11 protein-coding genes are annotated in these 15,274 nt (G+C 56.9%); 7 read left to right on the top strand and 4 right to left on the bottom strand.

What is annotated here, in order from left to right; all coding sequences use genetic code 11:
• Window positions 1-25: 25 nt before the first annotated feature.
• Window positions 26-1,411, bottom strand: a complete 1,386-nt coding sequence (locus AC2FH8_RS04075; protein ID WP_496688386.1) for a M20/M25/M40 family metallo-hydrolase — start codon at window positions 1,409-1,411, stop codon at window positions 26-28.
• A gap of 324 nt (window positions 1,412-1,735) precedes the next feature.
• Between AC2FH8_RS04075 and hemA the strand changes: the two genes are divergently transcribed.
• The 4 genes from hemA to AC2FH8_RS04055 all read left to right on the top strand — a co-directional run bounded on the left by hemA (window position 1,736) and on the right by AC2FH8_RS04055 (window position 7,218).
• Window positions 1,736-2,959, top strand: a complete 1,224-nt coding sequence (gene hemA / locus AC2FH8_RS04070; RefSeq protein ID WP_271947553.1) for a 5-aminolevulinate synthase — start codon at window positions 1,736-1,738, stop codon at window positions 2,957-2,959.
• Between the two features lie 128 nt (window positions 2,960-3,087).
• Window positions 3,088-4,299 carry a helix-turn-helix domain-containing protein gene (locus AC2FH8_RS04065; protein ID WP_142633252.1) on the top strand — a complete coding sequence of 404 codons (1,212 nt, stop codon included), beginning with the start codon at window positions 3,088-3,090 and terminating at the stop codon, window positions 4,297-4,299.
• A gap of 70 nt (window positions 4,300-4,369) precedes the next feature.
• Window positions 4,370-5,491, top strand: a complete 1,122-nt coding sequence (gene ispG, locus AC2FH8_RS04060) for a flavodoxin-dependent (E)-4-hydroxy-3-methylbut-2-enyl-diphosphate synthase (RefSeq protein ID WP_496688384.1) — start codon at window positions 4,370-4,372, stop codon at window positions 5,489-5,491.
• 305 nt (window positions 5,492-5,796) lie between these two features.
• Window positions 5,797-7,218: a pectate lyase family protein gene (locus AC2FH8_RS04055; RefSeq protein WP_142633256.1), complete on the top strand. Its 1,422-nt coding sequence runs from the start codon at window positions 5,797-5,799 to the stop codon at window positions 7,216-7,218.
• 39 nt (window positions 7,219-7,257) lie between these two features.
• Here AC2FH8_RS04055 and AC2FH8_RS04050 read toward each other — a convergent pair whose 3' ends face one another.
• The gene (locus tag AC2FH8_RS04050; protein WP_271947549.1) at window positions 7,258-8,016 is read right to left on the bottom strand and encodes a DsbA family protein; all 759 of its coding nucleotides are present in this window, start codon (window positions 8,014-8,016) and stop codon (window positions 7,258-7,260) included.
• Window positions 8,013-9,395, bottom strand: coding sequence for a M48 family metalloprotease (locus tag AC2FH8_RS04045; protein WP_496688382.1), 1,383 nt, complete (start codon window positions 9,393-9,395; stop codon window positions 8,013-8,015). The genes AC2FH8_RS04050 and AC2FH8_RS04045 overlap by 4 nt, the downstream gene beginning before the upstream one ends.
• On the opposite strand from AC2FH8_RS04045, the gene AC2FH8_RS04040 reads away from it, so the two are divergent.
• From AC2FH8_RS04040 to AC2FH8_RS04030, 3 genes are all read left to right on the top strand, one after another.
• Window positions 9,394-10,557, top strand: coding sequence for a pyridoxal phosphate-dependent aminotransferase (locus AC2FH8_RS04040; protein WP_271947547.1), 1,164 nt, complete (start codon window positions 9,394-9,396; stop codon window positions 10,555-10,557). The genes AC2FH8_RS04045 and AC2FH8_RS04040 overlap by 2 nt on opposite strands.
• Before the next feature lie 66 nt (window positions 10,558-10,623).
• Window positions 10,624-11,844 carry an N-acetylmuramoyl-L-alanine amidase gene (locus AC2FH8_RS04035; RefSeq protein ID WP_496688379.1) on the top strand — a complete coding sequence of 407 codons (1,221 nt, stop codon included), beginning with the start codon at window positions 10,624-10,626 and terminating at the stop codon, window positions 11,842-11,844.
• A gap of 95 nt (window positions 11,845-11,939) precedes the next feature.
• The gene (locus tag AC2FH8_RS04030; protein WP_496688377.1) at window positions 11,940-14,429 is read left to right on the top strand and encodes a penicillin-binding protein 1A; all 2,490 of its coding nucleotides are present in this window, start codon (window positions 11,940-11,942) and stop codon (window positions 14,427-14,429) included.
• Here the strand turns inward: AC2FH8_RS04030 and AC2FH8_RS04025 are convergent.
• Window positions 14,423-15,256: an aminoglycoside phosphotransferase family protein gene (locus AC2FH8_RS04025; RefSeq protein WP_496688375.1), complete on the bottom strand. Its 834-nt coding sequence runs from the start codon at window positions 15,254-15,256 to the stop codon at window positions 14,423-14,425. The genes AC2FH8_RS04030 and AC2FH8_RS04025 overlap by 7 nt on opposite strands.
• Between the last annotated feature and the right edge of the window lie 18 nt (window positions 15,257-15,274).

Here is a 15,274-nt window from a genome sequence, read left to right as displayed (position 1 = left end):
CTGGCCTTTTGATTCCCGGATTTGGTTATCGGGTCAAAGCGTCGAGAATGCGCGCCCAGGACCGGATGCCTTTGTGAAAGCTCTTGACGTCATATTTCTCATTCGGTGAGTGAATTGCGTCATCATCATTGGCAAAGCCCACAAGCATTGAATCCATGCCAAGTTCCGTGTCGAAGTAGCCGACGACAGGGATTGACCCGCCCATTCCGGTAAAGACGGCTTCGCGCCCCCATTCATCGGACAATGCGCCTCGGGCGGCTTCGAATTCGGGGCGGTTGATATTCATGACGGATGCGGGCGCGCCTTCAAGATCGTTGTCCCACTGTACTTTCGCGTCGGGTGACAGGCGGTCTTCTACATGCTTGCGAATCTGGTCACGCAAGGCGTCAGGGTTCATGTCACCCACCAGACGGCAGGTGATCTTGCAATGCGCCTGTGAGGGAATGACCGTCTTCGAACCGGCGCCGTTATAACCGCCCCAAAGCCCGTTTACCTCAAGCGTCGGGCGCGCCCATTGTTGCTGCAATGTCGAATATCCTTTTTCGCCATGTGGCTGAGAATACCCCACCGAGTTCAGATAATCCGCCTCATCGAACCCGCAGTTTTCCCATTGGCGCAACTGTTCGGCCGGGACCTCATGAACCCCGTCATAAAAGCCTTCGACAGCGACGCGACCGGTTTCGTCGTCATAGAACGAGGCGACGATCTTGGAGAGCTCTCGCAGCGGGTTTAGCCCCGGTCCGCCGTAATGGCCCGAGTGCAGGTCGATCCGCGGACCGATGATGGTGAATTCGTCCTTGAGCATCCCGCGCAGCTGTGACGCGATTGATGGCACCCCACGCGACACCATCGAAGTGTCGCATACCAATGCCAGATCCGCTTTCAACTCGGCCACGTTTTCACGCAGGAACGGGACGAGCGACGGCGAACCGGATTCTTCTTCGCCTTCGAAGAAGAAGGTGATGCGGCAGGGCAGGGTGCCATGGACGGCCTTCCATGCGCGGCACGCTTCGACGAAGGTCATCAACTGTCCCTTATCGTCCGAAGAGCCCCGACCCCGGATAACTGGCCCATTTTCGGTTTCTTCAATGGCCGGATCGAACGGATCCCGGTTCCACTGGTTCAACGGGTCAACGGGTTGAACGTCATAATGGCCATAGAACAGAACATGGGGCGCGCTGTTGTCCTCGCCTATGTGGCCCACCACCATGGGATGTCCGGTGGTTTCACGTTTTTCAGCCTGAATTCCTATGCTTTTCAGGTCAGATACCAGCCAGTCAGCTGCCTGGTTGACCTGTTGGTCAAAGGCCGGATCGGTTGAAATTGACGGAATGCGGAGCAGTTCCATCAGGCGGTCGATTGAGGTTGGCAAATCGGCGTCGATGCGGTTCAGAACAGCGTCCAGCGACATGAGAGGGCTCCTGCTTGATTTGGATTTTCCGGAACCCTATCAGCGCCACTTTTGCCGTCTAGCCCGCAAGGACAGGAATCTGGTATAATATCGGAAACCCGGATGAGATAATGTGCTGTGCCTGCGTCGTTTCCTCGCGTCCAGGGGGCGTAACTTTACTTGTCGGTCAGGGTCAGAGCGGATATTTGATGCAAATCAAATAAGCTTTCACTGTGCTTGCGGTATCAAGCAGGCAGTGGGAAATGCTCTGGTGCAGATTCGTATCCTGCGCAGAAGAAGACGTTCGGTCGCCGTAATATCGGTCGGGCAACTAAGGAGAAACCGGTGGATTATACTGCTCAGCTTGATTCAGCGATCGCAAGGCTGCATGACGAAGGACGGTACCGGACCTTCATTGATATCGAACGTCGCAATGGTCATTTCCCGCATGCGGTGCGCACGCGCCTCGATGGATCGCAGCAAGATATCACCGTCTGGTGCGGCAACGACTATCTTGGCATGGGGCAACACCCTGTGGTGCTGGAGGCGATGCACGAGGCCGTGGATGCCGCAGGCGCCGGATCAGGTGGAACCCGCAACATTTCGGGCACCACGGTTTACCACAAACGGCTTGAGGCCGAGCTGGCCGATCTGCACGGCAAAGAAGCTGCGTTGCTGTTCACCAGCGCCTATATCGCAAATGACGCGACACTCAGCACTTTGCCGAAACTGTTTCCTGGTCTGATCATTTATTCTGACGCATTGAACCATGCTTCGATGATCGAAGGGGTGCGCCGCAACGGCGGGTCCAAGCGCATCTTCCGCCACAATGACGTCGCCCATCTGCGCGAACTGCTTGAAGCGGATGATCCCGCAACGCCCAAACTGATCGCTTTTGAGTCGGTGTATTCGATGGACGGCGATTTTGGCCCGATTGAAGAGATATGTGATCTGGCCGATGAATTTGGTGCGCTGACCTATATTGATGAGGTCCACGCCGTTGGCATGTACGGACCGCGCGGCGGTGGCGTGACCGAGCGTGATCGTCTTGCCCATCGGATTGACATCATCAACGGCACATTGGCCAAAGCCTATGGCGTCATGGGGGGCTATATCGCGGCCAGCACTAAAATGTGCGACGCTGTGCGGTCTTATGCTCCGGGCTTCATCTTTACGACGTCCCTGCCACCTGCCGTTGCTGCGGGTGCCGCAGCTTCGGTTGCCTACCTCAAAACTGCGTCCGAATTGCGAGAGCAGCATCAGACGCAAGCAAAGATCCTCAAGCTTCGACTCAAGGGGATGGGCCTGCCACTGATTGATCACGGCAGCCACATTGTGCCCGTGATTGTCGGCAACCCCGTGCACACGAAGAAACTCAGCGATATGCTGCTGGATGACCATGGAATCTACGTTCAGCCCATCAATTTCCCCACTGTTCCGCGTGGAACAGAACGCCTGCGTTTCACACCGTCCCCGGTTCATGGACCTGACGAAATGAACCGTTTGATCCAGGCGATGGACGAACTTTGGTCACATTGTGCGCTAAATCGCGCCGAACTTGCCGGTTAACCTAACGCTAAAGTGTGCAATTCGTATGCCGCGTGCTAAAATTACGCTAACAAAACTACGGCGCGAATCATTCTTTTAATGATTCGACCACGGCGTGAAACACGCACAGGCAGAATGGGGCAGCAGGGATGATTGGGCGCAGATCACAGCGCGGATCCGAAGGCGACACTGACGTCAGGCCCAAGGGCTTTGACGACTATGAGGTGCGGCTGGGTGACATGATGCGTGGTGAACGCGCAACAATGGGCAAATCCCTACTGGATGTGCAGCGCGAACTGCGGATCAAAGCCAACTACATTGCAGCCATAGAAGATGCCGACCCGGACGCCTTCGATACTCCCGGATTTATCGCTGGGTATGTGCGCTCTTACGCCCGCTATCTGGGGATGAACCCCGACGAAACTTTCTTTGCGTTTTGTAAGGAAAGCGGGTTTGAGGTCGCGCATGGCATGTCGGCCGAGGCGTCAGTGGTTCGAAAGACCTCGGGCAGCTTGCCGGCTCGCGGTCCGATGGGGCGCGATCCGTTTATCTCGCCAAACACTCCCTATATTCCCGGACGGGAATCGTTGGTCAGCCAGATCGAGCCGCGTGCCATCGGGTCGTCTCTGGTTCTGTTGGCTGTGATCGGCGGTATTGGGTATGGCGGATGGTCCGTCCTGAACCGGATTCAGCAAGTGCAGGTAAGCCCGGTTGAACAGGCTCCGGTTGTCTTGTCTGATTTGGACCCGCTTGAGGCGGCGCGTGGCACCACCGAAGATCAAGTCGCGCTGATCGACACCCCCTCGGCTGAGGCTCTGGATAGGCTGTATCGCCCACAGGCCCTGGATTTGCCGGTGCTCGTTGCCCGTGATGCACCAATTTCTACACTGGACCCGCGTACCGTTGGCACCTTCCAGCCGCCTGAGCCGCCCAAGGTTGAGGTTGCCGAAGTCCATACGGTTCTTCGCCCGGCATTGCCGCAGGTGGTTGAACAGATTGATACGACCCTGAAAATCGTCGCCGTTGATCCGGCGTGGATGCGGGTCACCGCTGCGGATGGAAGTATCATCTTCGAGGGTACGCTTGGAACCGTCGAACAGGGCAGTACATTCGAGGTACCGCTGACAGAAGAACCGCCTAACCTACGTGCAGGTGCCGCCGGATCTGTCTATTTCTCGATGAATGGTGACCATTTCGGCCCGGTCGGAGCACCAGGAACTGTCGCTAAAGGTGTCGTACTGTCCAAGGATGCGGTTTCCGAACGCTATACGGTAGCTGATCTTGAGGCCGAGCAAAACGTCGCCCTCAAGCAACTGGTGGCGGAACTTCAGGCGCAAAGCTCTGCCGCACCGACAGAATGATCTGGCCATTGCAGTGGCCAGTTAGGCTGACTATTTAAAGACCAACTCAGACAGTCTTGGACCCGTCCACATGTCCCTTAATCACGTGCGCCCATGGCGCAATATCTACCGCCGCAAATCTCGTCAGATCATGGTTGGAAACGTCCCCGTCGGAGGTGACGCTCCGATTGCGGTGCAGACGATGACCAACACGCTGACGACGGATGTGGCGGCGACTGTGGCTCAGGTGCAGGCCGCCGCAGAGGCGGGTGCGGATATCGTGCGCGTTTCGGTCCCGGATGAGGCCTCGTCCAAGGCGCTGAAAGAGATCGTGCGCGAATGTCCGGTACCTATCGTGGCGGATATCCACTTTCACTATCGCCGTGGGATCGAGGCTGCCGAGGCAGGCGCAGCATGCTTGCGGATCAACCCTGGCAACATTGGCAATGAAAGTCGGGTGAAAGAGGTCATTCAGGCCGCGCGTGACCATAATTGCTCGATCCGGATCGGGGTGAATGCGGGAAGCTTGGAAAAGCATCTGCTCGAGAAATACGGCGAGCCTTGCCCCGAAGCGATGGTTGAAAGCGGGCTAGAGCATATCCGTATTCTTCAGGACAACGATTTCCACGAATTCAAGATCAGCGTGAAAGCCAGCGATGTCTTCCTGTCGGCAGCTGCCTATCAGGGCATCGCCGAGGCCACGGACGCCCCCATCCATCTGGGTATTACCGAGGCCGGAGGACTGGTTTCGGGCACCATCAAATCGGCGATTGGTCTGGGCAATCTATTGTGGATGGGCATTGGCGACACGATCCGCGTCAGCCTGTCTGCGGATCCTGTCGAAGAGGTCAAGGTAGGGTTCGAGATCCTGAAATCTCTGGGCTTGCGCCATCGCGGGGTTAATATCATCTCATGCCCCTCTTGTGCGCGGCAGGGGTTCGATGTGATCAAAACAGTCGAGGCGTTGGAACAGCGTCTTGAACATATCAAAACACCAATGAGCCTTTCAATCATCGGCTGTGTCGTGAACGGCCCGGGCGAAGCGCTGATGACCGATGTCGGCTTTACCGGCGGCGGCGCCGGATCGGGTATGGTGTATCTGGCGGGCAAGGCCAGCCACAAGATGTCCAACGATCAGATGGTCGACCACATTGTTGAAGAGGTCGAGAAGAAGGCCGCTGAATTGGACGCTGCGCAGGAAGCCGCTGAGTAATTTTCCAGCTTGATTGGCCGTTGAATGACCAGTTCGGCAGGCATGCAGGGTCAATTCATAGGGCCTGCATGTTATTGGCCGCGTGTATCTGGTGGACCCCAATCCCAGACACCTCATTGAAAACGCGACGCTGTTGGTCCACATTATTGTGAGGAATGAGATTTTCATTCCCGCTTAGATTTGTTGTTTTTGTTTCATGGGTTTCTTAGTCGTATGCCAGTAAGCGATCGTTTGAAGATTAGATTGTCTCCTGCCTCTTCGGCCCTCGGTCTTTGCGGTCCGGACTCTAACAAGGGGCTTATGCAATGCGCCGTAACTTGAAAGCCTTCGGCCTGGGTGCAGTGATCGCCGGGTGTTCGGGTTTCATGGTGGCAGATAGCGTAGTGGCCGATCAGCCCGCATTTCCCGGTGCGGTGGGATATGGGCAGAACGCTACGGGTTGGCGTGGCGGCGAAGTGTTTCATATCACAACCTTGGACGATACCGGCCCGGGCAGCCTGCGTGAGTGCGTCGAAAATGACGGCTCCGGACGGGTTTGCGTTTTCGATATTTCAGGGACGATCACTGTAGACACCCAGATGAAAGTGGCTTCGAACACCTATATCTCCGGACAGACCGCGCCGGGACAGGGGGTGCAGATCAAACTTGGCAAGGTTCTGGATTCACCCCTGATGATTTTTGAGGCGCAGGATGTTTTGCTGCGGAACCTCAAATTTCGGCCTGGACCCAGTTACAAGCCCTCGTCGAACGTGGACGGGCTTTCCATAGAGAGCAGTTCGAATATCTACGTTGACCGTGTCTCGATCCAATTTGCCACGGATGAGAATCTGGGCGTTGGAACGGAAAACCTGCCAAGCGAAGATATCACGATAGCCCGCAGCATCTCAGCCCTGGCTCTGGATAAGTCCACCCATACAAAGGGAAAGCATTCAAAAGGTGCTCTGCTGTGTTCCGATGATGGAACGGCAAGGCAATGTGGGCGGGTCACCCTGTATCAAAACCTGTTTGCCCATAACCGCGACAGAAATCCAGACATCCAGTCGTCACCATCTGGGCAAGTCGACATTATTAACAACGTGTTCTACGACGCGACCTCGCAATTCGGTGAGTTCTGGAACCATTACGGCGACACATGGATCGCCTATGTGGGAAACGTCGTCCTGCCGGGCCCCAGTACACGGAACAGGCCGCCCCCCGCCGCATTCGAGGTGTTCCCTTATGGCGCAGACAAAGGGTTCAGCATCTCGGTTTTCGAACAAGATAACCTGCATCTGGACAGCCGTATTGAGCTGCTATGCGACAGATCAGTGAAGGGCAAGATTGCGGATGATGCGGCGGTCGAATTCCTTGTGGCTGAACCTCACCAGCCGCTGTCGGTTGAACCTGCCGAGGTGAGCACGACATACGAAACCGTTCTTGGAACCGTGGGGGCCCGGCACGGGGATGACCAAGCTTTGGACAGTCTGGATGCGATGGTGATCGAAAACGTCCGCGGCTGTGATGGACATCGGATAAACGATCCGGGCGAGGTGGGCGGTTGGCCGGATTTGCCCATTGTTCACGCGGCAGTTGATACTGACCGGGACGGAATGTCTGATACTTGGGAAACAGGGCGGACTGGCCTGGACCCGAATGATCCCTCAGATGTCTGGGCGGACCGGGACGGCGATGGCTGGTCTAATCTAGAGGAATATCTAAGCCACCTTGCTGGCGACCCGATGCCCTGACGGAATGGCCGGCTCCTGTTGCGGAACCGGCCTGCCAAATCAGCCTTGCTCGGCGCGAACGGCATTCGCAATTTGCTGCATTTGATCTGCTTTCAGGTACCCGCGCAGCATTTCGGTGCCCAGCACAAACGAAGGCGTGCCCGAAATCTGCATCCGCTGCGCCAATTCACGGGTCTTTTGGATTTCCTCGGTGACCTGTTCGCTGTCCATTGCCGCCAGAATCGCGTCACTGTCCAAACCCAGCCCGTCCGAGATACGGCGCAAAGTAACCGGCGACGGTTCCCCGGTGAATTCGAGCAGGGCATCGTGAACCTGCTTATAGGCATCGTCCCCGGCAACATGTTTGGCGGCAACAGCAAAGCGGGATGAGATCATCGACGCGTCTCCGAGGATCGGAAACTCTTTGATCACAAGCCGAATATTGCCATCCTCGGCCAGCAGGCTGGCCACTTCGGGAACCGCACGGCGGCAATATCCGCAGCGATAGTCCATGAACTCGACCAGAGTAATATCTCCGTCCGGATTGCCGCCCACCCAGCTGTACCCGTCGTTGAAAAGCTCATCAGCATTGCTGGCGACAAGCTCTTTATCCGCCTGCGCTTCTTCAACGGCGTTGCGTTGTTCCAGAATGTTGATCGCTTCGATGATGACTTCGGGGTTTTCCAGAAGGTATTCGCGTACCTGCTCTCCGAATTGTTGTTTTTCGGCGTCGGTCAGCTGGCTCAGGTCCAGGGCCTGCGCCGATCCTGCGATCAGGGAAAGCCCCAGAAGGGCTGGTGCAGCGTGTCTGAGGATCATTTCCGTTTCCTTTTCGAATTACTCTTGTTTGCTTGTTCAAACGCAATCAACACATCTTGGGCCCGTTGCCAACCCGGTGATCCGACCGGCAACTGCGCAACCGCGCGTTTCGCGTGAATACCGGCGTCATCCAAACGGCCCTGCAGGGCATATCTTTCGGCTGTAACCGCCGATGCCATGCCAGTATTGCCTGTTTTGGCATAAGCTGCACCCAGGTCTTGCATCAATCTTGCGTTACGAAAATCTCTGGCCCGCGCTTTTTCAAGAATGGCCAAGGCTTCCACTGTCTTACCTTGAACCAACAGGGACCGCCCGTATCCGGCCAGGATAAGTGGGTTATTCGGCGCCAATTCAACGGCTTTGCCATATGCTGCTACCGCATCGGCCACTTGACGGTTTTCAAGCATGATCTGGCCTTTGAGGTCATAGTAATAGGGGTCATTGGGCCGGATTGCCAAAGCACCATCAATCGCAGCGCGCGCTTTGGTCAGATCACGGTTTTGATGGTGGGCTGCTGCCTCGCGCATCAGTCGTATGTCCTGGGCGGTTTCTTCTTTGGCGCGCCGCATCGTCCATGTGGGCGAGCGGATGAAGGCCGAAAGCTTACCTTTCGCCCTTGCGAACCAGTAATCGGCATTCTGGCTGGGTTTGGCTTTATCGCCGAACTCTTCCAGAAACGCCTCGGCGGCGCGCAGCCTCTCGCGGCTGGTGGGGTGTGATCGCATGTATGGGTCCTGGTTGACCGTGTTTAACAGCTCTTGCCCCGCGAATTTACGGTGCAGAGACACCATGCCACTGGGCGAGATGCCGGCCCAACGTAAATAGCTTGCTGCGCTGCGATCCGCCGAGGACTCTTCAGCGCGGGTGTGGCCAAGAAAGCTGCGCAGGGCTGCCGAATTAGTACCGGCTGCAATTCCGAATGCGGCCTCGCCGCCGCCAGCAGCTGCAGCAATCAGTGCCAAAGCCGTCCCAAGCCCGGCTTTTTGCCGTGCTGCATTCAGGTTTTCGTAACGGCGCGATAAGTGCCCGTTGGCGATATGGGCCGCCTCATGTGCGATAACCGCTTGCAACATCTCGGGGCTTTCAACTGAAAGAATTAGCCCATAGTTCAGATAGATCGCATTGTAATCCAGAACGAAGGCATTGAACGTGCTGTCATTGACCACCAGTATCTGGACCCGGTTGGTATTCAGACCGGCGGCGCGCAGAACGGGAAAGGCCAACTCTCGCAGACCGTGTTCAATATCTGGATCACGGATCAGGCTTTGGGCCTGAACAGCGCCTACGAGCCAAGTCACTGCAAACAGCAACAGGGCTGGGATTGACGCCAGCCTGGATACGCGTTCAAAAGCCATGATTGCAACATGGGAGATGGCCATGCGAAACTCAACCCGGTCCGGGGTCGATCCGTTCATCGTGATGGACGTGATGGAGGCTGCCCGCAAAGCCGAAGAAGCTGGCCGCCACATCATCCACATGGAGGTCGGCCAGCCTGGAACCGGCGCACCCAAAGGGGCGACCGAGGCATTGGCTAAGGCAATGGAGCAAGGCCCGCTGGGATATACCGTTGCATTGGGTCTGCCAGCACTGCGCCGCCGGATCGCGCAGATGTATGGCGAGTGGTATAATGTCGATCTCAATCCCGAACGGGTGGTGGTAACCCCCGGTTCGTCAGGCGGATTTCTGCTGGCGTTCACCGCGCTGTTCGACAGCGGGGATCGCGTGGGTATTGGGGCCCCCGGCTATCCGTCATATCGGCAGATATTGCGGGCCCTGGGGCTGGTCGCGGTTGATCTGCCCACCGCTCCGGAACACCGCCTGCAGCCGGTGCCAGCCGATTTCGCAGGGCTAAATTTGCAGGGACTGATGGTGGCCTCGCCCGCCAACCCGACAGGCACCATGCTGGATCGCTCCGCAATGGGGACGCTGATCGAGGCCGCTCAGGGGCAGGGTGCGTCTTTCATCAGTGATGAGATTTACCACGGTCTGGAATACGAAGCCAAAGCCGTCACCGCGCTGGAGCTGACAGATGAGTGCTATGTGATCAACTCATTCTCCAAGTATTTCTCTATGACAGGTTGGCGCGTTGGCTGGATGGTTGTGCCTGAGGATCATGTGCGCGTCGTTGAGCGGATTGCGCAGAACATGTTTATCTGCGCGCCTCACGCCAGCCAGGTGGCAGCGCTGGCGGCGATGGATTGTGATGAGGAATTGCAGGCCAATCTTAATGTCTATCGGCGGAACCGGGCGCTGATGCTGGACGGTCTGCCCAAAGCCGGTTTCACCAATATCGCGCCACCTGATGGGGCATTCTATGTCTACGCCGATGTGTCTGACCTGACCGACGACAGCCGTGCCTTTGCGGCTGAGATTTTGGATAAGGTCGGCGTGGCGGTCACTCCGGGGCTGGATTTCGATCCTCAGCGCGGGCACGGCACCATCCGTTTTTCCTATGCACGTTCGACTGGGGATATCGAAGAGGGGCTGCGGCGGCTTCAGCGTTTCATGGCTGATCGGGGCTTGATTTCTGCCCAAGCCTAAAGCGTTCACATCCAAGTGCGGGTCGGGTAGGCTGCGCTTCAATCGATCTCGGGAAAACTTGAGGCCATGAGCAGAATTATCTACGCCATCGCGCTGATCTGGGCGCTAGGCAGTACCGCCGTTGCGCAGGATTTCAGCGCACTCGCCCGTGTTTTGCCAGACCAAAGTTCGATTGTTGATGACGGGCGGTCCGGTGTAAGCATCCAGCTTGGGCTTAGCCAGGGGGTGCCTTATCGCGTTTTTACCCTGCGCGACCCGTATCGGATGATCCTGGATTTCCAGGAGGTAGACTGGACCGGTCTTGATCGTGACCGCTTTCTACAGACTGGTCGTATCAGTGGTGTGCAGTTCGGCTCTTACGTACCGGGCTGGTCCCGCATGGTGCTAGAGTTGGGCGCGCCTCTGATGGTCGAGACGGCGGATATGCGAGTGGACTCTGCGACTGGGGCCGCGCATTTGACGCTTGGGCTGCAAGGGACAGATTTCGACAGTTTCGCAGCCAGCGCTGGCACGCCCCGGCAAACCGGCTGGGATTTGCCGGAACCGGCGGTAACATCTGTCACGCCTAGGGGGCAGGGCAACGGAACTTTGCGTGTCATGTTGGATCCCGGGCATGGAGGAATTGATCCCGGCGCCGAAGTTGACGGTGATGATGAGAAAACGCTGATGCTGACCTTTGCCCGAGAGCTGGGCGAGATGCTATTGCGCACGGGCGGATACGAGGTTGAGATGACGCGGACCGATGATCAGTTCGTTTCTCTTGAACGTCGTATTGCATTGGCACACCGTGCAGGTGCAGATGTGTTCATCTCTATACATGCCGACATTCTGACAGAAGGGCGGGCTCATGGCGCGGCCGTTTATACGCTGTCTCAAGATGCCTCGGATGTAGCAAGCCACAAACTGGCCGAGCGGCACGACCGCAGTGATTTGATTTCGGGCGTCGATCTGAGCGGTGCGGATGATCAGGTTGCAGATGTTCTGCTGGACCTTGCGCGTCAGGAAACCAGGCCGCGTACGGATGCGTTGGCACAAATGCTGGCGAATGGAATGACGCAACAGGGCGGTCCGATGAACAACAAGCCAATTCGCACCGCCTCATTTTCGGTTCTGAAGGCAGCGGATATTCCTTCCGTTCTGATTGAGCTTGGCTTCCTTTCCAGCCCTAGAGATTTGAAAAATATACGAAATCAGGAGTGGCGCATGGGAATGGCGCGCGGTATTCGGGATGGGCTAGAGAAATGGCGCCAGGACGATATGGTAAAACGATCCCTGATTGGACAGTGACCCCGTGGCGCAAACCGGCTATTATTGGCCATGGTGTTTTGACCCTGCACAGGTGCGACACTATATAGGCGGCACCGCGAGCAAAAGGCAGTAACGTGATCCGTTTCATTCTTTCGATTTTCGGGGCGATATTCAGCCTCGTGACCTTGGGTATTTTTATGGCTGCGCTGGTTATCGGCGCGGTGTTCTGGATGTATGGGCGCGACCTGCCCAGTCACGAATCCCTGGCGCAGTACAAACCGCCCACGATCAGCCGGATTTATTCTGGCGAGGGTCAGCTGATCGACGAATTTGCGCAGGAACGCCGTCTGTTCACCCCGTCAGAAGAAATCCCCGAACTGGTTAAGCAGGCCTTTATTTCGGCCGAAGACAAGAATTTCTATAACCATAAGGGCTATGATCCGCGCGGGATTATTGCCGCCGGTGTCGAGGCAGTGAAATCCAAAGGCGAGAATGTACGGGGTGCATCGACGATCACACAGCAGGTAATGAAGAACTTCCTGTTGTCGGGGGACCGTCGGGCCGAGCGCAAGATCAAAGAGATCATCCTGGCCACACGGCTTGAGAATACGCTGGATAAGGAACAGATCCTAGAACTCTACATGAATGAGATTTTTCTGGGCCAGAACTCGTATGGTGTAACCGCAGCGGCGCAAACCTATTTCAACAAGACCCTTCAGGAATTGGCTCCGCATGAGGCCGCCACTTTGGCAGCTATGCCCAAGGCGCCGTCGGATTATCACCCGGTTCGGCAGAAAGAACGCCTTGTGAACCGGCGCAATTATGTGCTGCGCGAGATGAACCAAAACGGTTATATCGACACGGCGACCTATGAGGCCGAGGTCGAGATGCCTTTGCGGTCTGTCCAGAATGGTGATTTCGAAAGTTTCCGCACCGCCTTGCCGCCGCGGGATTACTTCACCGACGAAATCCGCCGCCAGCTGAGCGAAGATTTCGGCGAGGGCGAGTTCTTCACAGGTGGTTTTACTGTCCGCGCCTCTGTGGACGAGGAAATGCAAGTCAAAGCCGCGCACGCCCTGCGCGAGGCGCTGCAGAAATACGACCGGTCTCGTGGAAAATGGCACGGGACTGACGAAGTGATCGCCGAAGAAATTCTGGCGGATGAGGTGCAGTGGCGTGAGGCCTTGGCGATTCTGGAAATCCCCCGTGATGTGGTTCTGCCTACGCAGTGGTATCCCGCCGTAGTACTGGATGTCGGTGAGCAGGCCCTGACCGTCGGCATTGAAAATGGTCCGGCTGACGGCATCATCCCGCGCTCGGACATCAAGTGGATGCAGGGCAGCTTCTTCGACAACTTCAAACGCGGTGACGTCATTCTGGTGATGGCCGGGGAAGAAGGCCAATGGTCCGCCCGTCAGGTCCCCGAGGTTCAGGGCGGCTTTGTTGCGATGGATGTGAACTCGGGCCGAGTTTTGGCGATGCAGGGCGGATTCTCGTACCAGGATTCTGTGTTCAACCGTGCCACGCAGGCGCAGCGTCAACCCGGGTCAAGCTTTAAGCCTTTCGTCTATGCCGCTGCGTTGGACAGCGGGTATAGCCCTGCGACCATTGTGGTCGACGCTCCGATCGAAGTGAACACACCGCAGGGCCTGTGGCGACCCAAGAATTCGACCAACAAATTCTACGGGCCGACGCCATTGCGTACCGGGATTGAACAGTCGCGGAACCTGATGACTATCCGTCTGGCGCAAGAAGTCACGATGCCCGTGGTTGCCGGATACGCGGAACGCTTTGGCGTTTATGACCGGATGGGTGCTTTCCTGGCCAACTCGCTGGGGTCCGAAGAGACGACGCTGTACAAGATGGTTGCGGCCTATGCGATGTTCGCAAATGGCGGCGAGCGGGTTGAACCCACTCTGGTTGACCGTATTCAGGATCGGTTCGGCAAGACAATCTATCGCCACGATGACCGCCAGTGCCTGGATTGTAATTCGGCCTGGCTGGAACCTGATGAATCCCCCACGATCGAGACAAACCGCAGTCAGGTCATGGATGCGATTACCGCCTATCAGCTGACGTCGATGATGAAAGGTGTCGTAGATCGCGGCACGGCATCCAGCGTTATCAATCTGCCTGTGCCCACCGCTGGGAAGACCGGAACAACCAACGAATCCAAAGACGCCTGGTTCATCGGCTTTACCTCGAACATTGTTGCAGGCTGCTATATCGGCTATGACCGCCCCCGCCCGATGGGCCGGGGCGCGTATGGCGGCACTTTGTGTGGACCTGTGTTCCAAAGCTTCATGGAAACCGCAGTCGAGAAATACGGTGGAGGCCCGTTCGAGGTGCCCCCAGGTGGTCACTTTATCAAAATCGACCGGTTCAGCGGCGCGCGCTTGCCATCTGATGCGTCCGGAGACTTTGTCGTGGCCGAGTATTTCCGCGATGGCGCCGACGGCTTTATCGACCGCATCTATGACGGTGGTTTTGCGATGGGTTCCGATCTGCCGCTGTTTGAAGAGGTCAACAGCTCGGGTCGTCAGGTGACCACGTCGACCGGCGACACCATCACCGTTGGCCCAAATGCCAGCCAGGGCGATTTGCAGGGCGGCGGGCTTTACTGATCCGCCGCGCGCAACAATAGGTTCAAGAGCGTTGCCTCGGGCGCAGCTGAAACTATCCCATGGCCGCGCCACATGATGGATAGCGCACATTTTGCAGCGGCCCATTGGGCAAGACGTTTCCGCGACACACCTAACGCTCCGGAGTAAAGCTGGAGGCAGCGTTCGATCTGGTCGCGGCTGCGAACCAGATCGGGCATACCTTTGGGATGCCGCAGTGCGTTTGCAAGTTCAAAAGCAGGATCGCCCAGATACCCCTTTGCATCAATTACCTGTGCCCCTGAAGGCGTTTGAATTACGTTATCGGTGTGAAGGTCACCATGCAGCGGCACCACCTGCGGTTGGCTCGTCAGAAGGTTTGATGCCAGTTCCGTTGCGCGGATCACATCGCGTTGTAGTGCATCAGGGCAATCGCGGGCAAACGTGCAATCAAACAGTGGATTGAATACCTCGTGCAATGGTCGCAGCTCGTCGAACGCAACCGTGGGCTTTTGGTGAAGGCGGAGGGCCATCTCCGAGAAAACCTGCAGCGCGCTTTCAGCGTTTCCGTCACGCGCGATGTCACCCAGTGTCGGACCCTCCAACCACTCCATCAATACGGCTTTGCCCGCTTCGGCATAAATGGCAACCGCGCCACGATCCTGCCAAAGCGACAAAAGCCTGGTCGAAGCAGCTTCGTTCCCGCGATCTGCGCGGTGGTATAGCTTTAGCGCGGCCGGCCCATAATCCCGCGCGTGAACTTTCCAGACTAACGCATGCTGGGCTTCGGCGATCAGAGTGGCACGGCATAATCCCCAGCAATCCATGATATCACCCGGAACAATATGCATTCAGGTCTCCGCTGTCTT

The sequence above is a fragment of the Ruegeria sp. CDSC025 genome, from assembly GCF_059610805.1.
The sequence above is the reverse complement of the archived record's forward strand: the minus strand, read 5'-3'. Positions and strand labels throughout refer to the sequence as shown.

Coding starts and splice junctions, on each gene's coding strand:
- AC2FH8_RS04045 (WP_496688382.1), bottom strand. CDS start 9,395: ATGGCCATCTCCCATGTTGCAATCATGGCTTTTGAACGCGTATCCAGG.
- AC2FH8_RS04075 (WP_496688386.1), bottom strand. CDS start 1,411: ATGTCGCTGGACGCTGTTCTGAACCGCATCGACGCCGATTTGCCAACC.
- AC2FH8_RS04025 (WP_496688375.1), bottom strand. CDS start 15,256: ATGCATATTGTTCCGGGTGATATCATGGATTGCTGGGGATTATGCCGT.
- AC2FH8_RS04065 (WP_142633252.1), top strand. CDS start 3,088: ATGATTGGGCGCAGATCACAGCGCGGATCCGAAGGCGACACTGACGTC.
- AC2FH8_RS04050 (WP_271947549.1), bottom strand. CDS start 8,016: ATGATCCTCAGACACGCTGCACCAGCCCTTCTGGGGCTTTCCCTGATC.
- AC2FH8_RS04040 (WP_271947547.1), top strand. CDS start 9,394: ATGCGAAACTCAACCCGGTCCGGGGTCGATCCGTTCATCGTGATGGAC.
- AC2FH8_RS04035 (WP_496688379.1), top strand. CDS start 10,624: ATGAGCAGAATTATCTACGCCATCGCGCTGATCTGGGCGCTAGGCAGT.
- ispG (WP_496688384.1), top strand. CDS start 4,370: ATGTCCCTTAATCACGTGCGCCCATGGCGCAATATCTACCGCCGCAAA.
- AC2FH8_RS04055 (WP_142633256.1), top strand. CDS start 5,797: ATGCGCCGTAACTTGAAAGCCTTCGGCCTGGGTGCAGTGATCGCCGGG.